Origin of the sequence: Shinella sp. H4-D48 (genome assembly GCF_022637395.1) — a bacterium.
Taxonomy (GTDB): Bacteria; Pseudomonadota; Alphaproteobacteria; order Rhizobiales; family Rhizobiaceae; genus Shinella; species Shinella sedimenti.
This window is the reverse complement of record NZ_CP093338.1, coordinates 737340-763028: the sequence shown is the minus strand read 5'-3', so window position 1 is coordinate 763028 and position 25689 is coordinate 737340. Positions and strand designations below refer to the sequence as shown.

General features: G+C 59.8%; 28 protein-coding genes and 1 pseudogene. 14 read left to right on the top strand and 15 right to left on the bottom strand.

Features of this window, described 5'->3' with window-relative positions; all coding sequences use genetic code 11:
* The first annotated feature begins 106 nt into the window (after positions 1 to 106).
* On the top strand, positions 107 to 1795 hold the full coding sequence (locus MNR02_RS20565; protein WP_241949141.1) for a GMC family oxidoreductase: 1689 nt from the start codon (positions 107 to 109) through the stop codon (positions 1793 to 1795).
* 259 nt (positions 1796 to 2054) lie between these two features.
* Here the strand turns inward: MNR02_RS20565 and MNR02_RS20560 are convergent, their stop codons facing one another.
* A complete protein-coding gene (locus MNR02_RS20560) occupies positions 2055 to 3251 on the bottom strand; it encodes an MFS transporter (protein WP_241603069.1) in 1197 nt (398 codons plus the stop codon).
* A 107-nt stretch (positions 3252 to 3358) separates the two neighbouring features.
* Between MNR02_RS20560 and MNR02_RS20555 the strand changes: the two genes are divergently transcribed.
* Positions 3359 to 4297: an AraC family transcriptional regulator gene (locus tag MNR02_RS20555; RefSeq protein ID WP_241949140.1), complete on the top strand. Its 939-nt coding sequence runs from the start codon at positions 3359 to 3361 to the stop codon at positions 4295 to 4297.
* A gap of 56 nt (positions 4298 to 4353) precedes the next feature.
* Here MNR02_RS20555 and MNR02_RS20550 read toward each other — a convergent pair.
* Positions 4354 to 4602 (bottom strand): annotated as a pseudogene (locus MNR02_RS20550) (rubrerythrin family protein); the annotation flags it as partial.
* Positions 4603 to 4819: 217 nt separating this feature from the next.
* On the opposite strand from MNR02_RS20550, the gene MNR02_RS20545 reads away from it, so the two are divergent.
* Positions 4820 to 5284 carry a pyridoxamine 5'-phosphate oxidase family protein gene (locus MNR02_RS20545; protein WP_241949139.1) on the top strand — a complete coding sequence of 155 codons (465 nt, stop codon included), beginning with the start codon at positions 4820 to 4822 and terminating at the stop codon, positions 5282 to 5284.
* Between the two features lie 90 nt (positions 5285 to 5374).
* Entirely contained in the window at positions 5375 to 6001 is a 627-nt protein-coding gene (locus MNR02_RS20540; RefSeq protein WP_241949574.1) for a hypothetical protein, read from the top strand.
* 363 nt (positions 6002 to 6364) lie between these two features.
* On the opposite strand, the gene MNR02_RS20535 is transcribed toward MNR02_RS20540, so the two are convergent.
* The 10 genes from MNR02_RS20535 to MNR02_RS20490 are packed head-to-tail and all read right to left on the bottom strand — an operon-like array spanning position 6365 to position 13708.
* Positions 6365 to 7402, bottom strand: coding sequence for a Gfo/Idh/MocA family protein (locus tag MNR02_RS20535; RefSeq protein ID WP_241949138.1), 1038 nt, complete (start codon positions 7400 to 7402; stop codon positions 6365 to 6367).
* 7 nt (positions 7403 to 7409) lie between these two features.
* The gene (gene aroQ, locus MNR02_RS20530; protein ID WP_241949137.1) at positions 7410 to 7859 is read right to left on the bottom strand and encodes a type II 3-dehydroquinate dehydratase; all 450 of its coding nucleotides are present in this window, start codon (positions 7857 to 7859) and stop codon (positions 7410 to 7412) included.
* A gap of 32 nt (positions 7860 to 7891) precedes the next feature.
* Complete coding sequence (locus MNR02_RS20525) at positions 7892 to 8260, bottom strand: 5-carboxymethyl-2-hydroxymuconate isomerase (RefSeq protein ID WP_241949136.1); 369 nt, start codon at positions 8258 to 8260, stop codon at positions 7892 to 7894.
* A 13-nt stretch (positions 8261 to 8273) separates the two neighbouring features.
* The gene (locus tag MNR02_RS20520) at positions 8274 to 9128 is read right to left on the bottom strand and encodes a shikimate dehydrogenase (protein ID WP_241949135.1); all 855 of its coding nucleotides are present in this window, start codon (positions 9126 to 9128) and stop codon (positions 8274 to 8276) included.
* Between the two features lie 21 nt (positions 9129 to 9149).
* Positions 9150 to 9884, bottom strand: coding sequence for an amino acid ABC transporter ATP-binding protein (locus MNR02_RS20515; protein WP_305854561.1), 735 nt, complete (start codon positions 9882 to 9884; stop codon positions 9150 to 9152).
* 45 nt (positions 9885 to 9929) lie between these two features.
* On the bottom strand, positions 9930 to 10754 hold the full coding sequence (locus MNR02_RS20510) for a transporter substrate-binding domain-containing protein (RefSeq protein WP_241949134.1): 825 nt from the start codon (positions 10752 to 10754) through the stop codon (positions 9930 to 9932).
* Between the two features lie 36 nt (positions 10755 to 10790).
* A complete protein-coding gene (locus MNR02_RS20505; RefSeq protein ID WP_241949133.1) occupies positions 10791 to 11441 on the bottom strand; it encodes an amino acid ABC transporter permease in 651 nt (216 codons plus the stop codon).
* Between the two features lie 10 nt (positions 11442 to 11451).
* A complete protein-coding gene (locus MNR02_RS20500; protein ID WP_241603030.1) occupies positions 11452 to 12120 on the bottom strand; it encodes an amino acid ABC transporter permease in 669 nt (222 codons plus the stop codon).
* Positions 12121 to 12173: 53 nt separating this feature from the next.
* Positions 12174 to 12989 carry a sugar phosphate isomerase/epimerase gene (locus MNR02_RS20495; RefSeq protein ID WP_241949132.1) on the bottom strand — a complete coding sequence of 272 codons (816 nt, stop codon included), beginning with the start codon at positions 12987 to 12989 and terminating at the stop codon, positions 12174 to 12176.
* The gene (locus MNR02_RS20490; RefSeq protein WP_241949131.1) at positions 12986 to 13708 is read right to left on the bottom strand and encodes a GntR family transcriptional regulator; all 723 of its coding nucleotides are present in this window, start codon (positions 13706 to 13708) and stop codon (positions 12986 to 12988) included. The genes MNR02_RS20495 and MNR02_RS20490 overlap by 4 nt, the downstream gene beginning before the upstream one ends.
* Positions 13709 to 13959: 251 nt before the next feature.
* On the opposite strand from MNR02_RS20490, the gene MNR02_RS20485 reads away from it, so the two are divergent.
* From MNR02_RS20485 to MNR02_RS20470, 4 genes are read left to right on the top strand one after another with little or no spacing between them, the layout of a single operon-like run.
* A complete protein-coding gene (locus tag MNR02_RS20485) occupies positions 13960 to 14853 on the top strand; it encodes an intradiol ring-cleavage dioxygenase (RefSeq protein WP_241949572.1) in 894 nt (297 codons plus the stop codon).
* A 21-nt stretch (positions 14854 to 14874) separates the two neighbouring features.
* The gene (gene hpaH / locus MNR02_RS20480) at positions 14875 to 15657 is read left to right on the top strand and encodes a 2-oxo-hept-4-ene-1,7-dioate hydratase (protein WP_241949130.1); all 783 of its coding nucleotides are present in this window, start codon (positions 14875 to 14877) and stop codon (positions 15655 to 15657) included.
* Positions 15658 to 15665: 8 nt separating this feature from the next.
* The gene (gene hpaI / locus MNR02_RS20475) at positions 15666 to 16436 is read left to right on the top strand and encodes a 4-hydroxy-2-oxoheptanedioate aldolase (protein WP_241949129.1); all 771 of its coding nucleotides are present in this window, start codon (positions 15666 to 15668) and stop codon (positions 16434 to 16436) included.
* A gap of 3 nt (positions 16437 to 16439) precedes the next feature.
* A complete protein-coding gene (locus tag MNR02_RS20470) occupies positions 16440 to 17120 on the top strand; it encodes a transporter substrate-binding domain-containing protein (protein ID WP_241949128.1) in 681 nt (226 codons plus the stop codon).
* 61 nt (positions 17121 to 17181) lie between these two features.
* Here MNR02_RS20470 and MNR02_RS20465 read toward each other — a convergent pair whose 3' ends face one another.
* Positions 17182 to 18078 carry a DMT family transporter gene (locus tag MNR02_RS20465; protein ID WP_241949127.1) on the bottom strand — a complete coding sequence of 299 codons (897 nt, stop codon included), beginning with the start codon at positions 18076 to 18078 and terminating at the stop codon, positions 17182 to 17184.
* A gap of 153 nt (positions 18079 to 18231) precedes the next feature.
* Here MNR02_RS20465 and MNR02_RS20460 point away from each other — a divergent pair, with 153 nt between their 5' ends.
* Positions 18232 to 19119, top strand: a complete 888-nt coding sequence (locus MNR02_RS20460) for a LysR family transcriptional regulator (RefSeq protein ID WP_241949126.1) — start codon at positions 18232 to 18234, stop codon at positions 19117 to 19119.
* A 107-nt stretch (positions 19120 to 19226) separates the two neighbouring features.
* Here MNR02_RS20460 and MNR02_RS20455 read toward each other — a convergent pair whose 3' ends face one another.
* Both MNR02_RS20455 and MNR02_RS20450 read right to left on the bottom strand, forming a co-directional pair.
* Entirely contained in the window at positions 19227 to 20009 is a 783-nt protein-coding gene (locus MNR02_RS20455) for an IclR family transcriptional regulator (protein ID WP_241949125.1), read from the bottom strand.
* Between the two features lie 3 nt (positions 20010 to 20012).
* Positions 20013 to 20816, bottom strand: a complete 804-nt coding sequence (locus MNR02_RS20450) for an IclR family transcriptional regulator (RefSeq protein ID WP_241949124.1) — start codon at positions 20814 to 20816, stop codon at positions 20013 to 20015.
* Positions 20817 to 20909: 93 nt separating this feature from the next.
* On the opposite strand from MNR02_RS20450, the gene MNR02_RS20445 reads away from it, so the two are divergent.
* From MNR02_RS20445 to MNR02_RS20425, 5 genes are all read left to right on the top strand, one after another.
* A complete protein-coding gene (locus MNR02_RS20445) occupies positions 20910 to 21938 on the top strand; it encodes an alcohol dehydrogenase catalytic domain-containing protein (RefSeq protein ID WP_241949123.1) in 1029 nt (342 codons plus the stop codon).
* Positions 21935 to 22423, top strand: coding sequence for a MaoC/PaaZ C-terminal domain-containing protein (locus MNR02_RS20440; protein WP_241949122.1), 489 nt, complete (start codon positions 21935 to 21937; stop codon positions 22421 to 22423). Before MNR02_RS20445 ends, MNR02_RS20440 begins: the two co-directional genes overlap by 4 nt.
* Entirely contained in the window at positions 22420 to 23949 is a 1530-nt protein-coding gene (locus MNR02_RS20435) for an acyl CoA:acetate/3-ketoacid CoA transferase (protein ID WP_241949121.1), read from the top strand. The genes MNR02_RS20440 and MNR02_RS20435 overlap by 4 nt, the downstream gene beginning before the upstream one ends.
* 202 nt (positions 23950 to 24151) lie before the next feature.
* Positions 24152 to 25018, top strand: a complete 867-nt coding sequence (locus MNR02_RS20430; protein ID WP_241949120.1) for a shikimate dehydrogenase — start codon at positions 24152 to 24154, stop codon at positions 25016 to 25018.
* Entirely contained in the window at positions 25015 to 25683 is a 669-nt protein-coding gene (locus tag MNR02_RS20425; protein ID WP_241602981.1) for an amino acid ABC transporter permease, read from the top strand. The genes MNR02_RS20430 and MNR02_RS20425 overlap by 4 nt, the downstream gene beginning before the upstream one ends.
* Positions 25684 to 25689: the final 6 nt, after the last annotated feature.

The following is a 25689-nucleotide window of genomic DNA, read 5'->3' as shown; positions in this document are numbered from 1 at the left end:
CCTTCGCTATCTCCGAAACTGGAAATCAGGAGAAGGTTGAAATGGCAGGGCAGGTCATCGAATCTCGCGTCAATGAGGCAATTCGTCGGAACTGGGGAGTGATCCTATGAAGCTCTCATCTTCCCGCCCATCCACCGATACGTTTGATTATATTGTTGTGGGCGGTGGCTCGGCGGGGTGCCTGCTCGCCAATCGTCTCAGCCGTGACCCCGCGATGCGCGTCCTGCTGCTGGAAGCCGGCCGAAAGGACGACTATCCCTGGATCCACATTCCGGTCGGTTACCTCTACTGCATCGGCAACCCGCGCACCGACTGGCTGTACAAGACCGAGCCGGATGCCGGCCTGAACGGCCGGTCGCTGCGCTATCCGCGCGGCAAGACCCTCGGCGGATGCTCTTCGATCAACGGCATGATCTATATGCGTGGCCAGGCGCGCGATTTCGACGGCTGGGCGGCGGCGACCGGCGATGACGCCTGGTCCTGGCAGAATTGCCTCCCCGATTTCAAGGCGCACGAAGATCACTACCGGCTGGACAACGGCGCCGACCCGCAGACGGGAGGCAACAGCCGGTTTTCCGACATGCACGGCCATGGTGGTGAATGGCGGATCGAAAAACAGCGGCTCAAATGGGACATCCTTGAATCCTTCGCCGAAGCTGCGGTCGAAGCCGGGATCCCGCGTTCGGAGGATTTCAACAGCGGCGACAACGAGGGCGTCGGCTACTTCGAAGTCAACCAGCGCTCCGGCTGGCGCTGGAACACGTCGAAGGCGTTTCTGCGCCCCGCGAAGAACCGTTCGAACCTGACGATCTGGACGCAGGCCCATGTCGAACGACTGATCCTTGACGTTGAAGGGTCCGGCAGCAAGCGTTGCACCGGCGTCGTGGTTCAGCGGCAAGGGCAGAGCGCAAACGTTCAGGCGCGCCGTGAAGTTATCCTGTCAGCCGGGGCGATCGGTTCGCCGCAAATCCTGCAGCTGTCCGGCATCGGGCCGGCTGGTCTTCTAAAACGGCACGGCATCGAGGTCGCGCACGACCTGCCGGGTGTCGGGCAAAACCTTCAGGACCATTTGCAGATTCGCGCGGTGTTCAAGGTCGGCAATGCAAAGACGCTGAATACGCTCGCCAACAGCCTGTTCGGCAAGGCGATGATCGGGCTCGAATATGCGCTGAAGCGCAGCGGTCCCATGAGCATGTCGCCCTCGCAACTCGGTGCCTTCACCCGTTCGGATTCCAGTCAGGCCCATGCCAATCTGGAATATCACGTCCAGCCGCTCAGCCTCGACGCCTTCGGCGAACCGTTGCACAGCACCCCCGCCTTCACCGCAAGTGTGTGTAATCTCAACCCGACCAGCGTTGGAAGCGTTTGCATTCGCTCCAACAAGGCCGAGGACGCTCCAGCGATTGCGCCAAACTATCTCAGCACGGACGAAGATCGCAAAATTGCCGCCGAGAGTCTGAGACAAGTGCGCAGGATCGTGTCGCAGCCGGCGCTTGCCAAATATCAGCCGCAGGAATGGAAGCCTGGCGTGCAGTTCCAGAGCGACGGCGAACTGGCGCGGCTGGCGGGCGATATCGCCAACACCATTTTCCATCCCGTGGGGACAACGAAGATGGGGCGTGATGACGATCCCATGACAGTGGTGGACAGTCGTTTGAAGGTGTGGGGCATCGAAGGCCTGCGCGTTGTCGATGCAGGCATTATGCCGAAGATCACGAGCGGCAACACGAATGCACCGACGCTGATGATTGCGGAAAAAGCAGCCGGCTGGATCGTCGCGGATGCGCGCGCATGATTTTTCCCCTGATGACCGGTTTCGCGTAACAGGCGCTTCCCAAGGTAGTGATCATGCGCTTGTCCGGCGTCTGACGGTTATGGGTCTCACTCCGCCATTTATGGCGTGAAGCTGTTTTTCGCGCCGCTGCCTATTTGCCCGCCCACGAGCACTTGCTCAGTTGCGAGCTGATAGGACGCGCTGATTAAGTCTTGCTCGCGAGACTCGACCCGGAGCCTTTTCAGGCTCCGGGCTGGGGAGGCGTCGAATGTTTGTTGTTTCAGCCGACCTGAACCAGCATCTTGCGAGACACGGTCACCAACGAGGCGCCGAGTAGCGCGGCAAGTGCGGAAAAGAGGAACACGCCGGCAGGGCCCTGAAGCTCGACAATCAGTCCGCCAAGGATGGCCCCCGTCGAAATTGCGATCTGGAACGTGGTCAGGGTTGCAGCACCGGCTCCTTCCGCCTCGTCACCGGCCGCACGGCTGATGAAGGATTGGACGCTGACAGGCAGCGCGCCGAATGCAAAACCCCAAGCTGCCGTGGCGATGGCAGCGATAATCGGGGATACGCCGAACAAGGCGAGTATCAGCGTTGTCACCGCCACACCGCTTGCCGCGAGCGTGATCGATAGGCGCGTGCTGCGCTCGGCGATGAAACCGCCGGCAATGTTGCCGAAGAAGCCGCCGATGCCGAAGACAAGCAGGATGACGGTAATCATCTCCACGCCAAAGTGCGGAACGAGTTCAAGGTAGGGGCGGATGTAGGTGAAGCCGGCAAAATGTCCGGTGACAACCAGCAGGATGGTCGCAAGCCCTAGCCGTACCGCTGGCCGCCTGATGACCCGAAGGATCGTGCCGAAGGTTGTCGTCCCTTTGGGGGGCAACGGCGGCACGGTCAGCAACTGCGCGACGAAGGTGACGATACCGACCGCGGCTGCCAAGAGAAAGGCATACCGCCATCCAAGGGTGGCACCGATCCAGGCACCGAGCGGTGCGGCGCAGACAGTAGCCAGCGATACGCCTGACATCACGATCGCCATGGCGCGCGGCATCAGCCGGTCGGGCACGAGCCGCATGGCCAGTGCCAACGACATGGCCCAGAAGCCGCCCAGCGCGATCCCGAGCAGGACGCGCGCGACGAGCAGCACGAACAGGCTGGAGGCAAAGCCGGCAATCAGGCTTGATATGACGAGCAGGCCGGTCAGCGCCAGCAGAACGGTGCGTCGGTCGAAACGTCCCGTACCGACGACGATTGCCGGCCCCGCGAATGCGCCGACGACGGCGGTGGTGGTGACGGACTGTCCGGCGGCGCCGATGCTGACACCCAGATCCGCCGACATCGGCGTCAACAGGCTTGCCGGCAGGAATTCTGCCGTCACCAGCCCGAAAACGCCAAGCGACAGCGACAGGACGGCCCCCCACCGGGCTACACGCTCGTCACCAATCGGGTGAGAGGGCGTTGAAACATAATCCATTTTTCCATCTCCAATGAAGGTCGGGAAAAAGGTAGGCGTGACGGGTCGGAGTTTCTATGCTAAGAAATCCATAAAACTATGCCGTTTCTCCAAATATGGAGTGTGCCTTGAGTGATGCCTTGAGCGAAATTTTGCGTGGCCTGCGCCTTGACGGTGTGGAATACGGGCGCTGCCAACCGTCAGCGCCATGGGCGACGGAATATCCGGCGCAGGAATCTGCCCGGTTTCATTTCCTTGCCGCAGGCTCCGCCTATCTCCAGACCCCGGAAGGCGAGTGGATGGAGCTTGCCGCCGGCGATGCGATTCTTTTGCCGAAGGGAGATGCCCATGTGCTCGCCAGCAAGCCGGGTGTCCCGCCCGTACTTGTCCATGATCTGCCGAAGCGCCAGCTCTGCGACGGGATAATCGATCTGCAATGTCCTTGCAGTGACAAGAACAATCTCCTGTTCTTTGCCGTCATGCGCTTCAATGTCGACCGGCAACATCCCCTCTTGCAGCTTATGCCTTCGGTCATGCGCACCAGCGATCTCTCGTCGAACGAGCCCTCCATCCCGCCGCTTCTCGACGCGATGATGCGGGAGGTGGAGATGAACCGTGTCGGCTCCGGCGGCATTCTGGCGCGGCTGGCTGACGTCTTGACGGCAACGATCATCAGGACCTGGGTGGAGCATGGCTGCGGCACGGCGACGGGCTGGCTGGCCGCGGTACGCAATCCTGAGATCGGCCGCGTCCTCGCCGCCATCCATCTGGAGCCTGCCCGCGGCTGGACGATTGCCGAACTGGCCAAAATCATGGGCGCGTCGCGCTCCGGCTTCGCCCAGCGTTTTGTCGATGTGGTGGGCGAAACGCCGGCGCGCTACATCGCAAGCATGCGCATGCACCAGGCGCATCAATGGCTGAAGGAGGGACAGCGCGTCGCCTCCGTCGCCAATCGTCTTGGTTACGATTCCGAAGCTTCCTTCAGCCGCGCCTTCCGCAAGATGATGGGCGCTCCGCCAAGTCACTATCGCAGCAAGGCTGTTATGGCGGATGCTGCCCTGCGCTGAAGCGGGTGCGACGAGCCGGGCCCGTTACCCCATTGGGGAGGAGACCGGTGCCCGCCTTACGCTACGAAGAAGACACGCATGGGATGATCGTGGCCGGAAGCGCGTTCATAGGCCGTAACGGTGTCATCTTCGTTGGTCTTCATGGCTTTCAGGATCGCGGCATCGCCCATCAGATCGGCGAGCACGATCTTCCTTGTGGTCAGCATCTGCTTCATGTCGCCTTCGGTTGGCGCTTCGATGCCAAGCTCGCGCGCGATCTCGTTCAGGACATCGACGTGCTGCAGGTGATCTTGTTTGAACTCGGCGACCTTTGCGCTGAGTTGCCTTCGTCGCCGACCATGGTAACCATTACTTCTCCTCCATCTGGGCTGTTGGACACCCGCCAACCACCCGTCAGACGGAATGTTCCTGTCTGCGATCCTATGAAAGCTCTGAATTCGCAGGCGTCCGCGGCCCGCTCGGCCCATCGGAACCATACGGGATGAAAACGGGTTCATTGGAAAACAACCCACGGAGAACCCGATGAGCGCGATGACGATGGAAGAGCTTTCAAAAGAGCTCAGCAAGATCGATTTCTGCATGTTCAACACGAGCGACAATGGAAGGATCAACTGCCGGCCGATGAGCAACAATGGCGATGTCGAGTATGACGGCGACTCCTGGTTCTTTTCCTACGAGAATACAAGAAAAGTCAGCGAGATTGGTCTCGAACCGCAGGTCGCGTTGACCTTCACTGCACCGCCGAGCCTCCTCGGGAAGCCGGGAATCTTCATTGCCGTCGATGGCGAAGCCAGCCTGATCCGCGACAAGGCGCAATTCGAAGAGCACTGGGTAAAAGATCTCGATCGGTGGTTTCCCGACGGCATCGACACGCCCGGCATGGTCTTGATCAAGGTTTCTGCGAGCACGATCGAATACTGGGACGGCGAGGACAATGGCCGCATCGATGTGCATGCGGCAGATGCTGTAGCGCGAGGCGTTCTTTGATCGTCTGGAAGGCCAAGCCTGTAGGTGTATCGCGCGCAGCATCGTCGGTGGAACATTGACCGCCGGTGTTGCGTGCACCATCTAGATGGCATGCCAAAACAAGAAAAGAACCACGTCGAGTTGATCAAAGCCTGGACCTTGTCGCCCATGGTGACAATGGGTTCTTCCGTTCGCGCCAAAGGTATCCTTCAGGAAATCCAGGCGCGGCTGCCGGCGATCTTCAGGAAGGCGATCTCGCTCGATGGGATCGATCTTGTTCTGGCGATGCCAGCCGATGAAAAGGCCGCTTTCAACGCCGCGGCGACGGTTGTTTCCAAGACGCTAGATGAAGCTCCATCTCTGCCTGTCATTCCGCGCGAGATCGAGGACATTCTTGGCATGAAGACCAGCGAGCGGCATCGCTGGCTTGCGGACGGCCGCTTACCAAGCGCCGGCACCAGAACCGTCAGGCTGGCTGGGCGCGCGCGCCAGATTACATTCCATGTCTTTGAGCCGAAGGTCGTAGACGATCTCCTCAATCGTGGGTCGGTTGAGGAGTGGCGCGTAGAGGATGCCGAGGCAAAAGCCGAGAAGAGAATGAAGGCCGCTTATCAGGCAAAGCTCAAGCGGTTGTCGAAAAAGAAAAAGCGGTCGAAGAAGGCCGACAATGGCGTCGACGATCCCGCGCCCGGACTTCGGGGCTGGGAGGATTTCGATATCGACGGCCTGCTTCGTTAGTCGGCTCGATGAATCTCTGTGGATATGACAAATGGGGCCCTGCCTTTAAGATTTGAACCTGACGGCCTTGGCGATCGGAGCTTTAGCCGGCCTCATCCCCGACATGTGCTGCCCGCGGGTTCACGGCCCGACGAAGATTTCGCAGGCCACGATGCCTTTGGCTTTCAGCCGCGAAGCTGTGTGGTGATCTAGAGTCGGTGTCCGCCTCTCAGACGACGGACACCGGCTTGAAGCCCGCCGTTTTTACTGCCAACGGTCGCACCATGTGGGGCGTTGTCTTCTGGTGAGATCTGTAGATAGTTTGCCACCGACGCTTTGGTGGGAACGGGCGTTGTTCTGTTGGCCGCATTGGGTGATCTGGCTTCAGCTCAACAGGACGCGCTCTCCCGACTTCGCCGATCTTTTAACGGCGTCGATCACCTTGAGCGTCTGCAGGCCTTCTAAGCCGCTGACAAGCGGTTGTTCCTCACCTCTGATGACCTTGCAGAACTGCCTGATCTGCAGGACGAGCGGGTCCTGGGGAACATATTCAGCCTGTTCCTTCTCAAAGGGCTCCCACCAGCTGCGCTTGGCGGGATTGCGCCAGATTTCGAGTGACGGAATGGCAAGGGAGCCGTGCGTTCCGCCGATGACGTAGCAGGCTTCGTCCACTTTCGGATAAACCGGGTTTTCCCCTGTTGTCATCTCCCAGCTCCAGGGCGCCACGACGGCGTCGGAGACGGATGCGGTTGCGAGAACACCGCTCTCGAATTCAATCAGGATCACGGCCGTTTCCTCGACCGCATTCCCGCGTACCGCATTGGATTCCCGCGCCTGAACGGCAGTGATGTTACCGAACAGATACCGAAGATTGTCGATGTCATGGATGAGGTTCAGAAAGACCGGCCCGGCGCCAGCCTGCCGGCGCCAGTCGATATCGAAATAGTCGTCAGGCTTGAAAAGCCAGAACATCGCGTTGACGACCAGCACTCGTCCGAGCCGCCCGCTGTCGATGATTTCCTTGGCTTTGCGCATCATCGGATTATGCCGGCGATGGTGGCCGGTCAGGAGCGGCACTCCTTTCGCGTGCGCTTCGGCGATCAGCCGTTCGCCGGACGCGATGTCGTCGGCGAGCGGTTTTTCGATCAGGGCCGGAATGCCGGCCTCTATGGCTTCGAGACCGTTCTTCACATGGACCTGATTGGGGGTCGCCACGATGATACCGTCGGGCCGATCGACGGCGATCATGTCGGCAAAGCTGGCGAACCACTGCACGCCGGCTTCCCTGGCTATCGCCTCGCCGGCAGGCGTGGGGTCCACCACGGCACTGAGCACCGCCTCCGGTTCGCGGGCGACGTGCTCGATATGTCGTTTTCCAATGAGGCCGGCTCCGAGCACGGCCAGTTTCACAGGGGCGGTCATTGCGAGCTCACTTCTTCTCTGCGGATTTGATCAACGTGGCGACCCGGCGGATGCCGAGCTGGTAGCCCTCGGTGCCGAGCCCGCAAATCACGCCGTCGGCCCGATGGGAAACGAAGGAGTGATGCCGGAAGCTTTCGCGCTTGTGGACGTTGGAGATGTGAATTTCGATGACAGGGCCTTCGAATGTGTTCAAGGCATCGAGAATGGCGAGCGAAGTGTGGGTGAATGCGGCCGGATTGATGACGATGCCCGCGCCGTCCTCGCGCGCTTCATGGATCCAGTCTATGATCTCGTATTCCCTGTTGCTTTGGTGGAAACGGATATCGTGACCGAGTTCGGCTGCCAGCTTGGAGCAGTCCGCCTCGACATCGGCAAGCGTTTCATGACCATAGATATGGGGCTGGCGTTTGCCGAGCAGGTTGAGGTTGGGACCGTTCAGGACATAGATCAGGCTCACGAGGTTCTCCTCTCATTCTGAAAGCCGGCAGTTCAGTCAAGCGTGCTTTCCTGAACCGCGAGTGCGGGATCGGATTCATAAAGGTCGACGCGAAGGCCGAGACGGCCCTCGCTGAGAGCGGGTGCGGCGGCGGCACGGGCCGCCTGCAACGTGGCCCGCACAAGGTGCTGCCTGGTTTCCAGCGAGCGGCCGGGCGCCATGCGAATGATGATCTGGATGAAATGGTTCTGCGGATGCTCATCCGCGACGCAGGAAAACGTCGCCTCGCGGGCGAACGTGCGGACGGCTTTCGGCTTCACGACGCCGCCATCGCGAATGCAGCGGTGGACCGCCGTAGTCAAGGCTTCGATCGGCACGCGTTCACCGGCGCCCCGGCTGTATTCGATCACAACGTGAGGCATCGATTTCGGCCTTTCAACGCGTGGTCAGGTCGTCGAAATGACGGGACATGCGTTCCGTATCCGGAGCAATGCCGGTGAAAAGCTGGAACGCGGCCGCTGCCTGAAAGATCGTCATGCCACTGCCGGGCAGGGTGCGGCAGCCCTTGCGCTTCGCCAGAGCGAGGAGTTCGGTTTCCAGCGGCATGTAGACAATGTCCGCCACCCAGTGACGCTGCTCCAGCCATTGCGGTTCGATCGGCATGCCGGGATGGCTCTTCATTCCGGTCGGCGTGGCGTGGATCAGCCCGTCTGCGGCACGCAGCGCGGCGCCGACATCGGTCGCCGCCTCCGCGCACGCCCGGCCGAACCGTTCGTTCAACTGGGAAGCCAAGCGTGCGGCGCGGTCGCTGTCCTGGTCGAAGATCGACAGGCGCTCTATTCCGAGCTTGATCGCCGCATGGGCCACTGCAACGCCGGCGCCGCCTGCGCCGAGCAGAACGGCGCGAGATTTGGCGACGTCCGGCAGGCCGCGCTCGAAATTCTTGTAGAAGCCATACCAGTCGGTGTTGTGACCAATCCGCTCGCCGTTCTGGAACACGACCGTGTTCACGGCGCCGAGCATTTCGGCGTCGTCGGACAGCCGTGTGAGATAAGGGATCACCGTCTGCTTGCAGGGATGGGTGATGTTGCTGCCGGCAAAGCCTCTTTGCTCCTCCTCATCGAGAAGGGCGGGAAGGGCAGATGCCGGCAGGCCGCGCTCCGTCAGGTCGAGCAGCTCGTAGTGATAGTCCAGCCCCTGATGCCAGCCTTCTGCTTCGTGAAGGGCCGGCGACTTCGACATCTGAATATCCGCGCCGATGAGGCCGACCAGGTAACGCCTGTCGCTCATGCTTCAAGTCCTTGTCTATGTTCAGTGATGCGCGAGAATTTCACCAAGGAAGGTCTTGGTGCGCTCGTGCTTCGGCGACGTGAAAAAGACGTCCGGTTCCGCTTCCTCGATAATCTCGCCGGAAGCCATGAAGATGACGCGGTCGGCAACCTGGCGCGCGAAGCCCATCTCGTGGGTAACGCAGATCATCGTCATGCCGTCGCGCGCCAGTGAAATCATGGTGTCGAGGACTTCCTTGACCATTTCCGGGTCGAGCGCCGATGTCGGCTCGTCGAACAGCATGATTTTCGGCTCAAGACAAAGCGCGCGGGCGATAGCGACGCGCTGCTGCTGGCCACCGGAAAGCTGCGCGGGATACTTGTCCGCCTGATCGAGGATGCGGACGCGTTCGAGATATTTGCGCGCCAGCGTTTCGGCCTCGGCACGGCTCATTCCCCGCACGCGCATGGGAGCCAGTGCGCAATTCTGCAGGACGGTCATGTGCGTAAACAGATTGAAGCTCTGGAAGACCATGCCGACTTCACGACGGATTGCATCCACCGCCTTGCTGCTGCCATCGAGCACTCGGCCTCCAACGGTTATCCGACCGCCTTCGATGGTCTCCAGCACGTTGATGCAGCGGATCAATGTCGATTTGCCGGAGCCGGACGGTCCGCAAAGAACGATCTTCTCGCCTTTGCGGACCGTCAGATTGATGTCCTTCAAAGCATGAAAGGCGCCGTACCACTTCTCCACTTTCTCAAGTGAAATCAGCATCGATTGAGTATTGTCGGAAGCTGTCACGACGCCCTCCTTGATAGGTCAGTTCACGGTGAAGGGGATGTTGGGAATGGATTCCGGGAATTGCGGAAGTTCGATCCCCATCCATTTCTTGGTGATGGCTGCGAGTTCGCCGTTCGCTTTGATCTTGTCGATGAAGGCGTTGACGGTGTCGTTCCAGTCCTTTTCGCCCAGTCGCGTTCCGACGCCATTATAGGTCGTCAGGAAATCGATCTTGCGCTCGTAGGTGCCGGCGGCCGCGGCTTCAAGCCGTTGTCCGTAGAACTGGTTGCCGCCGACGGCCTTCACCTGGCCTGAAATCAGCGCCTGAATGGTAGCCGCATCGTCGTCGAACCGACGAACCGTGGCAGATGAGCCGACGGCATCGGTTACGGCCTTGTCCTGCGAACTCGACTTCGGCACGCCGATTTCCCAGCCCGCCAGATCTTCGACCGTGGCAACCTTGTCCGCCTTGGCGGCATAGAGCGCAATGGTGTTGGCGGCGTAAGGCTTGCTGTACTGGATTGATTTGGCGCGCTCTTCCGTCATCGCCATCGTGGCGAAAAGGATATCGACTTTGCCAGTGGTCAAAGCGGGGATACGGTTCGCCACGGCGAGCGGCTGGAACTGAACCTGGACACCGATCTCCTTGGCAAAGAGCGTTGCCACGTCGGCATCAAAGCCATCCTGGGTGCCGCTTGAGTTGACGAAGCCCCAGGGTGCGTTGTCGCCCTGGATGCCGACGACAATCGTGCCTTTGGCTTTTACCTCTTCAAGGCTCGCGGCAGATGCTAAGGTTGTGCCGCCCATAACCAGCGCCGTCGTTGCCAGCACCACACCCATGAATGTCCTGCGATTGTATTGCATTTTGGTTCCTCCTTTTTGATGTCATTTTGTGACGCGTCAGCGGGCGGCCTTGGCCATCCGTTTTTCAAGAGCCGTTCCGAAATGGGAGAGCGGCCAGCAGATGATGAAATAGATCGTGCCGACGATGCCGAAGACGAGCAGCGGGCGGTACGTCTGGTTCGAGATGATCTGTCCGGCGCGGGCAAGTTCGATGAAGCCGACGATTGCCGCAAGTGACGTGCCTTTGATCAACTGCACCAGGAACCCGATGGTCGCGGGCATGGAAATCTTCAGCGCCTGGGGCAGGATGACATCCTTCATCCGCGACACGTAGTGAAGTCCAAGCGCGTTGGCGGCTTCGGTCTGCCCCTTCGGCACAGCCTGGATCGAACCGCGCCATATTTCGCCAAGGAAGGCACTGGCATGCAGCGTGAAGGCGATCGCCACCGCAAGCCATGCGCTGACATTGATACCGACCAGCGCGACGCCGTAATACACCACGAACAACTGCATCAGCAGCGGTGTGCCCTGGAAGAGCCCGATATAGGCCGCGGCGATGGCGCGGGCCGCGGCGCTCTTGGAGACACGGGTCACCGCAATCAGGATGCCGAACACGCCACCGCCGATGAAGCCGATGATTGCAAGCAGGGCCGTCCATTTAAGGCCTTGCAGGATGAACAGGAATTCGTTTGCTCCGATAGGTCCCATGGCTAAACCTCTATCGTGTCGGGTAGCTGAAGTAGCGGCGGGAAATCAGCGCGAAGATGCCCATCATCACGGTCGAAATGACGAGATAGATCCCGGTCACCAGGAAATAGACTTCGAAGCTTCTGAAGGTGTCGGATTCGATCCTCTGCGCGGCGGATGTCAGCTCATAAGCCGCGATCGACGTACAAACGGAGGTCGTCAGCGTCAGCATGATGAACTGGCTGGTCAGAGACGGATAGATCGCGCGCAGAGCCGGTTTCAAAACGATGAGCCGGAAGACGTCTGCCTTGTGGAGGCCCAGAGCATAACCGGCTTCGACCTGGCCTTTGCCGATGCTTTCGACGCCGCCGCGGATGATTTCAATCGCGTAGGCGCCGCCATTGATGCCGAGGGCGATAATGGCTGTTGCCGTTGGATTGAGGCGGATGCCCATCAGTGGCAAGGCGAAATAGATATAGAAGATCTGCACGAGAAAGGGCGTGTTGCGCACGATCTCGACAAACGCGATGACGGGCGCACGCACGATCTTGTTCGGCGATGTCCGGCCGATGACGCCCACCACGCCGATCACCAGCGCGAGCGCCATGCCGGCAAAGGCAAGCCCGAACGTTCCGAGCGTAGCCCACAGCAATTCGGGGGCGCGCTCGAAGACCGCGCCGAAGTCGAACTGGTAATTCATGAAAGGGTGTTCCTCCTCCGGGCGCAGCCTCCACCGCGCCAGATCCAGAATGTCTAAGTCTCTGCCTGTAGAATTTCCCGTGTTTTCAGATTGAGATTTCGCAGATGCACCGGTGCCGGGGTGTCGCCCACCAACGGTACTTCCACGGAAATCGCGGCCTTGCCGGAAAGCTTAGCGATAAGCGCGTTGAGCGCGAGTATTCCATCGCCCGGCGCCAAGCGCCCGGTCCGTGCCTCGTTCATCATGTCTTCTGAACGCTTGGGCGCTGGGCCGACCACATCGCAAAGCTGAACATGCCGCACGATATCGATATCGATTTCCTCGATGTGTCCACCGTTGCGAAAGAAGTGAATGGCATCCACCAGAGCGCCGGCATTGTCCTGACCGCAGGCATGAACGAGTGCAGCGCTGTCGCTGTAGCTGCTGACGGCACGCCAGCCCATGTTTTCGATATCGACAGCCATGCCATGCCGCCCGGCGAGCTGACAGAACGCATTGAAATTGTCGGCCAGCCGGCTCCGATCCGTATCGTCGCCACAGGCGGAGAGGCGCTGGGCGCCGATATCCGCTGCAGCCGCAACGATATGCTCTATCGCGCTCGCCTTGAAATCCGGGCCGATGATGAAGAACTCGATATCGAAAACCCTCATGCCTTCGCTGTCGAGCAGCGAGCGAAACTCCGAAGCGGCACGGCTGCCCTGCGGCAACTCATAGTAAGGCGCGCCGGCGAATGCCGGGTGGAGCCGAAGTCCGACTGAACTGAACCCCGCTGCCGCAGCCTGCCGGACGAATTCGTGCGGCGGCACCTGGATTGCCGAGAAATGCGCGACGCCGATCGGGCTTTGATGCATCTGCCGGGCGTGCGTCATCGTACCGCTCCGGTGCGTGCGAGGTGGGCCAGAAGATTGGTGCCGGTGCGATGGATATGCTGGCGCAGCTTGTCGGCCGCATAGTCGCTGTCGCGCGCCACCGCGCCCTGCGCGATCTCGCTGTGCTCCTGGTTCACATTCCTGTCGCCGGAAGTTTGCTTGAGGAATGTCCGGCGGTAGCGATCGTTGAGATTGAGAAGCGTCTTGCAGAAATGAAGAAGAAGCGGCTTTCCGCAGCCCGAGATAAGGGTGAGGTGGAAATCGCGGTGGACCGCTTCCCAATGCTCCAGCGTTTCTGGCCTGTTGGCATCGCGCTCGGCACGGGTCAGCTTATGAAGCGCACGCATGACGTTGCCCTCCCATTCCACATCGCCGACTCGAATGGATTCCTTCAGTGCGAAAACCTCAAACTCCTCGCGAAGGACGGTGATTTCCTCGAGGTTCGCCAGCGACACGGGGGAAACGCGATAGCCGCGATTGTCCTCGAATTCGACAAGGCCATCGGAAATGAGGCGCGCCAGCCCTTCACGCAACGGGCTCAGACTGACGTTGAATGCCTGCCGTTCCTTGTCAAGATTGATCTTGCTGCCTGCTTCCAGGCTGCCGGAAATGATCGCTTCCCGCAGACGGGACGCCAGCTGGCTGCCGATCGTGTTTTTCCCGTCGTCGGAAAAACTGCCGATCTCGGCTGGGCTTGCGGCGCCGTCCTGCTGCTTCATTGGTTCCTCCCAAGCGGAGATTTTCCGTCGTCGATGATGGATAAGATAAACGATTATTCTTGTCAACCGTCAGGAAAATTGTTGCGGATTTTCCTATAATCTCCCTCTTGCTTCATTGTTAAAGAACATAAAATCAATGATTTGTGATTGTTATGTCCTTGCTGCGGGCGATCGGAAGGCGTGATGACGTCTTTCATCGCTTGACAAATAATCGATTATCTTTGTATCGGTCCATTATCGAGAGGTGGCATATGGTCATTAAAACTGAAAGCGATGTAACGCCCGCCGTGGTCGCGGCCATGCAGCAGACGTCCGATCCTAGGGCGCGTGAAATCCTCGTGGCCCTTGTGAAACATATTCATGCCTTCGTGCGCGAAGTGCGGCTGACCGAAGCGGAATTTCGGGAGGCTACCGCCATCCTGAATGAGATCGGGCAGCTTCAGACCGACAGTCACAACGAGTTCGTGTTGATGTCGGGCTCGCTGGGTGTTTCATCACTCGTCTGCCTTCTCAACAATGGTGACAAAGGCCAGACCGAGACATCCCAGTCGCTTCTCGGTCCGTTCTGGCGCTTGAATTCTCCAAGGGTGGAGAACGGTGGAACGATCATTCGTTCCGACACACCTGGCACGCCGCTTTTCGTGCGTGCCCGGGTCATTGACCGAGAGGGTAGGCCAATCGCCGGTGCCGAAGTGGATGTCTGGCACGCTTCGCCGGTAGGTCTTTACGAAAACCAGGACCCGGACCAGGCGGAGATGAATTTGCGCGGCAAGTTCCTGACCGATGCGGACGGACGCTTCTGGTTTCGCACCGTGAAGATGGTGGGCTATCCCATTCCTGTCGATGGCGTCGTCGGCCGGATGCTCAAGGCGCAAGGTCGTCATCCGTACCGGCCGGCCCATCTGCACGCCCTGATCTTCAGGCACGGCTACAAGACACTGATTTCGCAAGTCTTCGATCCCAGCGACCCCCATATTGCATCGGATGTGCAGTTCGGCGTGACAGCGGCGCTCACGGGGAACTTCGTTCGTCATGACGAACCGCATCCGACCGACCGCGACATCGAGGGCGAATGGTACTCGCTCGACTACACCTATGTCATGGAGCCGGGCGAGGCGGTTCTGCCGCGTCCGCCCATCAAGTAACGTCACGTCTGGAGCCAGTTCATGATTACCGAAGAGCAACGTCAGGCGACTGCAGACGCCATATTGAAAGCAGAGACCGAGCGAAAGCCGATCGTGCAGCCCAGCAAGACCTATCCCGATCTCGACCTTGAGGACGCCTATCGTATTCAGGCACTTTGGGCACAGTCGCGCATCTCCCGTGGTGCCCGGATCGTCGGCCACAAGATCGGTCTTACCTCCCGTGCGATGCAGATGGCGTCCAAGATGACGGAGCCTGACTACGGTGTCATTCTGGACGACGCACTCTACAACGACGGAGCGCAGATCAAAGCGGATCTCTTCATAAAGCCGCGGCTTGAAGTCGAGTTGGCGTTCATCATGGGCGAGGATCTCTCGGGGCCGGGTATCCAGATCTACGACGTCATGCGCGCGACGGAATTTGTCGTGCCGGCACTCGAGATCATCGACTACCGGACCGAGGTGCCGCGGGCGATCACCGATACGATCGCCGACAATGCGGCGTTCGGCGCTATCGTGGTCGGGGGCCGTGTCATTCGCCCCATGGATATCGATATCCGCTGGGTGGGGGCGACCCTGTCGAAGAACGGCATTATCGAGGAGTCGGGTGTTTCAGCGGCGATCATGGGCCATCCGGCGGCCGGCATCGCCTGGCTCGTCAACAAGCTGCATGCTGTTGGCGGCGGCCTGAAGAAGGGGCAGATCGTCCTTGCCGGCTCGTTCACCCGCCCTGTCGATATCGCTGCCGGCGATGTGATACAGGCCGACTACGGTCCTGTCGGGTCCATCGGCGTGTCTTTCCTGTGAGGTGCCAGATGGATATTCCTGTGAATAAATTCAAAGCGAAGCTGCGCGCAGGCCAAAGCCAGCTCGGCCTCTGGTGCGGGCTTCCGGGAAGCTATGCGGCGGAGATCGTCGCGCCGGCTGGTTTCGACTGGTTGCTGTTCGACACGGAGCATTCCCCGAGCGACGTGCTGACGGTTTTGCCGCAGTTGCAGGCCGTGGCAGCCTATGACGTTGCGCCCATCGTGCGGCCAGCCGTCAACGATCCCGTCCTGATCAAGCGCTTTCTGGATATCGGGGTCCAGACGCTGCTCATCCCCTATGTTCAAAACGCGGCGGAAGCCAAGGCTGCGGTCGAAGCAACACGCTATCCGCCGGAAGGCATCAGGGGCGTTTCAGCGCTGACGCGGGCTACGCGCTTTGGCCGGGTGAAGAATTACGCGCAGCAGGCAGCGCTGGAGCTTTGCGTTCTCGTCCAGGTCGAAACGCGCGAAGCGATGGGGCATATCGAAGCCATCGCGTCGATCGATGGCGTAGATGGCATCTTCATCGGACCGGCGGACCTGGCGGCCAGCTTCGGGTATCCCGGCCAACCCGGTCACCCAGAAGTGGTCGAGGCCATTGAAAAGGCCATCGGGCTGCTCAATAGGCTCGGAAAACCGGCAGGGATTCTCACGCCCGATGAAAAATTCGCCGCCCGCTGCATGGAGTTAGGAACGCTGTTCACGGCAGTCGGCGTCGATGTCGCCGTGCTGGCGCGCGGTGCAGAAGCCTTGGCTGGCAGGTTTTCGAGGCGGGCGTGACGAATGGTGGCTTCGGAAAGCGTGCTCGCCGAACTTGCGCCGACCGGTACACTCCGGGCGGCGGTGAACGGCAGCAATGCCGCCCTTGTCCGTATCGATGAACGCACGGGAGTGCCGTCCGGGCCGAGTGTCGATATGGCAAACGCCTTGGCAGAGGAACTCGGTTGCGCGCTTTCGGTGATAAAATACCGATCGGCGGCGGCAATCCTGGAGTCGGCGAACCTGAACGAATGGGATATTGCCCTGATCGCCGCAGATCCGTCCCGCACGGATCGGTTCGCTTTTTCCCCGCCCTATGCTTTTGTAACCGCGACCTACCTTGTTCCGGCGATATCGGATGCCCGGTTTGTGGCGGACGTGGATGTTTCCGGCCGTCGGATAGCGACCGCTCGAGGTGCCGCCTACACAAAAGAGATCGAACGCCAAGCGAAACATGCAACGATCGTTTATGCCGAAACCCCTTTGGCCGCGATCGAAAAACTGAAGGCTGGAGAATGCGATGCGGCCGCGGGACTGAGGCAGTCTCTCGAACCCGCGGCCCACATTGATCCTGCATTTCGCACGTTGCCCGATGCGTTTTCTGAAATTCCCCAGACAATCGCCGTCCTGAAGGAAAAAGCAGTATCTGCGGCGTTCATCAGGAGCTTCATGGAAAATGTTCTCAGAAAGAGTGCTATCCGCTAGCACGCGGCCATTGGTCCGATGATCTTTTCCGTTTGCATTGCGGCCGCCGACTGCGCTCTTTTCAGCCTCGCGAGGTCATCCAGATGCCGACAAGCGTTACCGCGGCTCCGGCGAACATCGCGACGGTCAGAGGCTCCGAAAACAAGATCCATGCCCATATCATTGTCACGGGTGGGCTGAGATAGATGGCAGCGCTCACCTTGGCGGCCGGGAACAGCCGAAGACTGGTATAGTAGACCGCATAGGCCAGGAAAGTCGCTACCAGCACAAGCCAGATCATTCCGATTGCGAAGTCCCGGGTCATCGGTGGGGCAAGACGGCCCTGCATCGATGCGCACAGACCGAAGAGAACAGACCCCACCAGCATCTGGATGCAAAGGCTTTGGTGAACCTTCATGGTCTGCGTCTTGCGTTTCCTGTGGAGGACCGACGCGACCGCAAACACAAGCATCGAACCGACTGTGAGACCGTAGGCCCACGCCGGCGCGGTACCGAAGCTGAGGCTGTCGAAGGAGACGACCAGAACGCCAAGGACGGCAATTGCAGTTCCGAGCCACTGCCGAGCCGTGAGGCTTTCACCGAGCACCGGTTGTGAGAGCACCGCAATGGCGAGCGGAAGAAGGTCGGCGATAAGCGCGACCAGTCCGGTGGGCACCCTCTGCTCGATAGCAAGGGCGAAGCCTCCAAGGTAAAGGAAAACCGCCATGATGCCGAACAACGCCTGATCTTTCACCGCACGCAGGGAAATCCTCGGTCCGATCATCAACGCGAAGGGAAGAAGGATTAATCCCGAGAGCAATGTGCGCCAGAAGAGCAGGAGCATGACGCTTGCTTCCTGATTGGCATAGCGGATGCCAACGAAGCCCGAACTCCATCCGATGATGAGGAGTGTTGCCAGCAATGGCCACAACAGTGGATGGTGGCTATCTGCGGTGGATGAAGTGGCGGGGTCAGTCATAGGATCTTTGTGATGTGAAACGCCACCACCGCTAAGACGAAAGCGTCATCAACGCACATGACAAATATCGATGAGCACATGACATCTCCTTAAAGAATGTCATGATTGCTGTGGTTTATGGTAGGGTCATCCAGAGAACCAGGCGGACAGGTAATGAACGAATTGAACAGTCGCAGACTTGAAATCGATGCGCTGCGGGCGCTTTCCGCAATCCGGCACCATGGCAGCGTAACAAAAGCGGCGGCGGCGTTGGGTCTTTCACAATCCGCTGTAAGCCATAAGATCAAGCGCCTTGAAGTGAGCCTCGACTGCGAGCTACTCGGCCGCAAAGCCGGCGCATCCATGTTCACAGCCGCCGGTGAGGATCTCTTGGACTATGCCGCGCGCATCCTGGGAATGCACGATGAGGCGCTCCTAAGCCTGTCAAAAACGCCTCTGGCAGGAAGGCTTCTCCTCGGATTCACCGAAGACACGGCCTGCAGCGACCTTGCTCGCATTCTTGGCCGCTTCCGCCGGCTTCACCCGAACGTCACTGTCCGAACCAAGGTCCGCATGAGCCTGGTCCTGCGCGCCATGCTGGAGCGTGGCGAGCTTGATGCCGCTGTTGTTCAGGTCTTCAACCATGAAGTACGCCCGACCGATGTCGTGCTTTACAGGGAACGGCTTCACTGGGTGAAGCATCCCGAGCTGGTCATCGGGCACGATGACCCTATACCATTTTTGTCGTTCGATGAGGATTGCTTCTATAGAAAGTGGGCGCTCGACATAGGCCAGGACGATGCCGTTCTTGAAACCGTATTCGAGTGTTCAAGTGCGGCTGGTATCGTGTCCGCGGTCAACGCGACAATGGGTGTCGCGTTGCTGAGTGACCGCTATATCCAGAGTGAGATGCAGATTATGACCGGCCGACTGCCGCCGCCGCCGCCGCTGGCGTATGTCGTGCGGCGCGCACGCAAGTCGAGAAACCCGGCTCTAGACACGCTCGTACGAGAAATCGAAAGGGACGTCGGCCGCCAAGGCGGCTTGGCCCTGACCGGCTGACCGTAGAACACCTGGAACTGATTGTAGATTTGTCTGCGGGCCTGCTCGGCAGCGGTTCCACCCTCAATGTCACAAGAGCAGGCGTGATGGCGGATTGATGTCCGGGTTCAAGCCATGCTGAACAGCGGAGAAGAAGCGCTTGACGCCGCAAGTTCCCTTGCGCTCGCGCTAAGCCACGGGAACACCTCCATCATGCGCGTTTCATTCAGTCGCATTGCCGGGCCGGCGACACTCAGAGTCCCGATCGGCACGTTTCCCGGTTGCCGCGCAATGGCGACTGCCATGGCCGATGTGCCGATGGTGTAGCTGTCCCTTACACTTGCGAACCCCCTTTGCCGGGCGCTTGAAATCGCGTCCAGCAAGGCGTCGATGGTCCTGGGGGCGCCTGGGCCGACATCCGGACGGGCGAAGTCTTCGTGCTCCATCATCTGACGGATTTGGTCGTCGGGCAGGCAGCAGAGCCAGGCCTGGCCATTGGCGCTTGCCGGCAGATAGACGTCCTTTCCCGCTTCGGGATTATAAAGCAGGCCGCTGCGAGCACCTTGGGATTCCGCGACCCATGTCAACTTGTCGCCGGATATGATGGCGAGCCGGACAAGCTCACCGGTCTTTTTCGCCAGATCGTCCAGAATCGGCTGAACGAGATCCGTCACACCGGTCGCACCGAGAAATGCAAGTCCGAGGGCGGGCAGTTTGGGGCTCAGCCGGAACACGCCCTCCTTCCCGGACAGCGATCCCAATATGTAGCCAGAGGCGACAAGGCTCGATAAGACGCGGGTCGTGGCCGGCAGGGGAATTGCAAGCGTCGATGCGATCTCGGGCATTTTCAGCCCCCACGGGTGGCCTGTCAGAAGCTCGAGGATGGCAATGCTGCGGCTGCGACTGGACATGGGTCAGGCCTGCTCAAAAATCGGAAGGTCGAAGCCCGTTTCCGCAACGGCGTTGCATGCGGCCTTCAGCGCATCTGCGAACTGATCCATACGCTCGCTCGTCATGCGGATGGTCGGTCCTGCGACGCTGATGGTTCCAAGCGGGATCCGCGAGCCGGGACGAAGAACGGGAGCGGCCATTGCCGATGTTCCATCGACCCAGACGTCGAAAATCCTTGCGATTCCGGTTTCGCGCGCACGCTCAACGTATTCGAACAACTGGCGGATGGTTCTGGGCGCGTTTTTCCCGGCCCCTTCCTGGTTCATGCCCTGTCTTGCCACAAGTTGCAGAGCCTCGTCCTCATCGAGAACAGAGAGGTAGGCATGCCCGTTGGAGGTCGCAGGCAGATAAACCTCGATCCCTTCGTCCGGGTTGTAAAGAAGCCCGCCGCGCGCACCCTGCGCCTTGATGAGGCGAAGCAGTTTGCCGCGGTCCACCACGGCAAGCACGACAAGTTCACCCGTCTGTTCGGCCAACCTGTCAATGATGGGCTGGAGTCGCGACGAGACGCTTGCTGCCGAGAGATATTCGTAGCCAACGGCGACAAGCTTGGCCGTAAGGCGATAAGCCCCGCCATCATAGTCCTGCCGCACATACCCTTCGTCCCTAAGGTCGGCCAGGAGCCGATGTGTGGCGCTGCGCGGTATCGACAGTTGATCGGCGATTTCAGACAGGGGCAGGCCGAATGCATGTCTTGCCAGTATTTCGATAACGGAGACTGCTCTATCCGGTGGTTGCATTCCGACCCTCAACAATTTCAGCCACACTATTCCAAATGGAACGCATTGTCACGGCGATTGACAAAATGGAACTGGTTCCATATGAAACGAGTTCCATTAATCGCATTCGGGGAGGAGTGCATGAGAGCCGTGAAATTGCGCTCCTTCGGGGAGCCTGATGTCCTGACATGCGAGGAGGTGGCCATGCCTCCCGTTGGGCGGCGGGAAGTCCTCGTCAAGATCGCGTGCTGCGGCGTATGCCACCTCGATCTGATCCTGCGGTCCGGCCTTCGCTCTCGAGTGGCTCTGCCGCGCGTGCTCGGCCATGAGTTGGCAGGGGAGGTGGTTTCCGTAGGGGCGGAGGTTGAAGCGTTTGTGGCTGGTGACCACGTTACCGTGTTCAATTTTCAGGCCTGCCTTGAATGTGAGGACTGCCTGCGCGGACACCCTTCGCTTTGCCGCTTCACCGCGGGCGACATTGGTCAGACACGCGACGGTGGATACGCTGAATATTCGGTCCTCCTGGCCAGCAATCTCGTCAAAATACCTCATGGCCTTGCCTTGGAAGCAGCGTGTTTCGCCGCTTGTGTCTATGGGCCGCCCTACAAGGCGATACGGCAATTCGGCGATCTTCAGGCGGGACAGGCGGCTGTTATAACCGGTGCGAGCGGCGGCTTGGGCCTTGCTGCTATCCAGATCGTGAATGCGCTCGGCGGGCGAAGCATCGCTATCACCAGCAGTGCTGCAAAAGCCGAGCTTCTGAAAAGCAAGGGCGCAAGCAATGTCATCGTCAGTGAGAATGGCGAGTTCGGCGACGACGTGCGCCGGCTCACGAACGGCCGCGGCGTCGATCTTGCGGTCGAACTTGTAGGCTCGCCGACCTTTGCTGGCACGCTGCGCAGCCTCGCACCCGGAGGACGCTGTGCCGTTATCGGCGAACTCCACGGCAAGCCGGTTTCCATCAATCTCGGCCTGCTGATTATCAAGGAGTTTCGTCTCCAGGGCATACAAAGTGCGTCGCGCGATGAAGTTCGCGAAATTCTGGACTTCATGAAAACACACGACCTCACACCAGAGATCTGGCGGCGCTTGCCGCTCGAAGAAGCTGCGCGGGCGCATCGTCAATTGCAGGCGCGCGAGGCGGTCGGGCGGGTCGTTCTAATTCCATGACACATACAGCGGAGGTGGGAACGATGCTTCCCGGACGGTATTTCGACGATCTGACTCTTGGCCAGGAAACGCTCACTCCGCGTGTGACCGTGACGGAAGGACATGTGTTGTCCTATGCCGGCGTGGCTGGCGATTTTTCGCCGATCCATATGGACAGCGTCTACGCGCAGACCACGGAATTTGGCGGGCGTATCGCGCACGGTCTGATGGGGCTCTCCCTGGCCGACGGCTTGAAAGTTCAGTCCGCTACATTCAAGGACGGAATCGCGCTCAGTTGGTCATGGTCCTTCAAACGGCCGATCCGCATCGGCGATACGCTTCAGGCGCGCATCCGCATCAAGGAAATGCGCCCGTCGAACAGCAAGCCCGGCATGGGGATCGTTGTGATGGATATCCACCTCGTCAACCAGAATGGTGAGATCGTTCAGAAAGGCGAGCACGGGCTCATGGTACCGCGTCGTCCCGATGCCGGAGTTCCGGCATGACCCGTAACAAGTTCATGACCGCCAACGATGCCGTAAAGCTCATCCGGGACGGCGACACGGTTGCGCTGATCGGCGGCGGCGGCGGTCTGATGGAGGCGACGCATACGTTTCGTGCGGTCTCACGTCGCTTTCTCGACACGGGCGCGCCGCGCAACCTGACTGTTGTCCATGCGCTTGGCATTGGCGACAAGAAACAGGAAGGCATGAACCACTTCGCCCATGAGGGGCTGGTGAAGCGCGTCATCGGTGGGCACTGGGTGTGGTCTCCGAAGATGCAGGAGATGGCGCGCGACGAGAAGATCGAAGCCTACGTGATGCCAAGCGGATGCGTCATGCAACTGTATCGCGAGATCGGCGGCGGACGACCGGGTCTGTTTACCCATGTCGGGCTTGGGACCTTCGTCGACCCCCGTCAACACGGTGGCAAAATGAACGCGTCCGCGAGGGAAGACCTCGTCGAGGTCGTGACGATCGGGGGTAAGGAACTTCTCTGGTACAAGTCGTTTCCGATCAATGTGACCATCATTCGCGGATCGTTCGGTGATGCTGACGGCAATATCAGCCTGGACCAGGAAGCGGCGAACATCGACGTTTACGCGGCCGCACTCGCTGCGCACAATTCCGGTGGCATCGTCATTGCCCAGGTTCGAACTGCCGTGGATACGAATTCTCTGCCGGCGCGTTCGGTGCGTGTGCCCGGCGCGATCGTCGATGCTGTCGTGGTCGATCCCGACCAACGCCCGAGCTACGATCTGCCTTATGACCCGACACTTTCGGGAGAGCGCAGGGGGCCTGTTACTCTGAGCCCGCCGGAGGCACTTAACGTGCGCAGCCTGATTGCCCGGCGCGCCCACCGCGAACTGCGTGACGGTACCGTCATCAATTTTGGCGTCGGCATTGGCGAGGGCGTCGCCAAGATCGTCGCCGACCGCAATGAGGTCGACCGCTATTACCAGACGATCGAACATGGCACCTATGGCGGCTCGCTTCTCGTCGGGTTGCTCTTCGGCTTTGCGCGCAGCCCGTCCGCAATGATCGACGGACCATCGCAATTCGACTTCTACGCCGGCGGCGGCCTCGACATGGCATTCCTCGGTTTCGGTGAACTCGACGCTGTCGGTAACGTCAATGTATCCAAGCTCGGCGGGCTGACTGTCGGCCCGGGAGGCTTCATGGATATCGCGCAGAACGCCAAGCGCGTGGTTTTCTGCGGAACGTTTGACACGAAGGGGTCGGATGTCCAGATCTCGGCGGGTGGCATTAATGTTCGGAAAGCCGGGCAGGTTCGCAAGCTCGTGCGTTCGGTTGAGCAGATCACCTATTCCGGCCGGGAGGCATTGAAGCGGGGGCACTCTGCCGTGTTCGTCACCGAGCGTGCGGTATTCGAGCTTGTCGAAGATGGACTTGTGCTGACGGAAGTCGCCCCCGGCATCGATATCCAGAATGACGTGCTCGACCAAATGGACTTCAAGCCGCTCATTCCCAAGCCGCCTGCATTGATGGATTCGAGTCTGTTCGCGGAATAGTGAAAAACCGCGTCGATCAATGGGCGATCGGGGCATGCTTACTGTGAATGCAGATACGCCCGCGGTTGGAAAAGACTGATGGAAGGAGGAGCCTGATGACGTTATGTATCCATGTGCATTGCCATGACAGCCTCTTCGGCGAAATGCGCGAAGAGCATGGAAAAGCACCGCGTCGCACCGCCCTCCCGCCGGGGGCTATGACATGACGCGGCACCTTGTTCCAAGCCCTGACGGCGCGACGCAGGTTTTCATCATCATTGGTGATCCCGTCTCGCAGGTGAAAGCGCCGCAACTCATGAACGCGGTGTTTGCAAAAAGCGGAGCCAATGCGGCGATGGTTCCCATCGAAGTGGGGCCTGCGCAGGCTCCAGCGCTCATAGAAGCGTTGAAGTCGGCTGGCAATGTCGGCGGTTTTCTGGCGACGATACCGCACAAGTTCGAGTTGCTCAAACACGCGGACGACGCGGGCCCGGTCGCGATAGCGGCGGGCTGCGCAAACGCCTTGCGGCGCGAGCCTGACGGCCGCTGGTCGGCAGAGAATTTCGATGGCATCGGGTTTGTCACAGGGCTGCTCGGTTCCGGCGAACTGCTCGAGGGCAAGACCGTTTTCGTCTACGGCGCCGGTGGCGCGGGGTCATCGATCGCCGCGGGCGTCCTGGAGGCGAAAGCCGCTTGCGTGCATGTGTCGGATTTGTCTGCGTATCGTGCGGGAGAGCTTTGCGAGAGGCTGGAACGCCTGTGGCCCGGTAAGGTTAAACATGCGGCCGCGGGCGAGCACGGCGACGCGGACATCGTCGTGAACGCGACTCCCGTCGGTCTCGGCGAGACCGACCCGCTTCCTTTCGCGCTCGAAGGACTAAACCCCGAAGCCCTCGTCGCAGAAATCATCATGAAGCCTGCTGAAACGCACCTTCTGCATGAGGCACACAGACGTGGATTTCGAACGCTTGCCGGTATGCTGATGCTTCAGCCGCAGATCGATCTCTACCGCCGCTTTTTCCGCATACCGGATCCGGATGTGCCATCCGATCCGCTCCACGCCATTGCTGGCCGAGGAACCATGCCGTGACCTATCAATTCGACTTCGGAGTTCTTCTCCCCTACTGGCCGCAGTTCCTGCATGCCTGCCTGCTGACGCTCTGGCTCGCTGCGACCGCCGTCGTCTGCGGTTTCGTGATCGGCATTGCGACCGTGCTGGCGCGGCGCAGCGGCATGGCCGTGCTGCGTGCGGTCGCATTGTCCTATATCGAGGTCATTCGAAACACTCCGTTCCTCGTGCAGGTCTTCTTCATCTTCTTCGGCTTGCCGACGATCGGCATCAGTTTTACGCCCTGGACGGCAGCCTTCATCGCGCTCAGCCTGAATTGCGGCGCCTTCTCTGCCGAGATCATTCGTGGCGGTGTCGATTCCATTCCACGCGGCCAGTTCGAGGCGGGTGCTGCGCTAGGCCTCACCCCGCTCCAGGTGTTCCGATATATCGTCCTGAAGCCTGCCTTGCGGATTATCTATCCCGCGCTTTCGGGGCAGTTCATTCTTGCCCTGCTGACGACAAGTATCGTCTCCTCGATTTCCGCCGAAGAACTGACATCGACAGCCCAACTGATCGATAGCGACCTCTTCCGCAGCTTCGAGATCTATATCGTGGCGACTTTGCTCTATTTCGCGCTTTCAATGATTTTCTCCTTTATTTTCAAGGGAATAGATCGCGCATTCTTCTCCTATCCGATCAAGTGAGGCGAC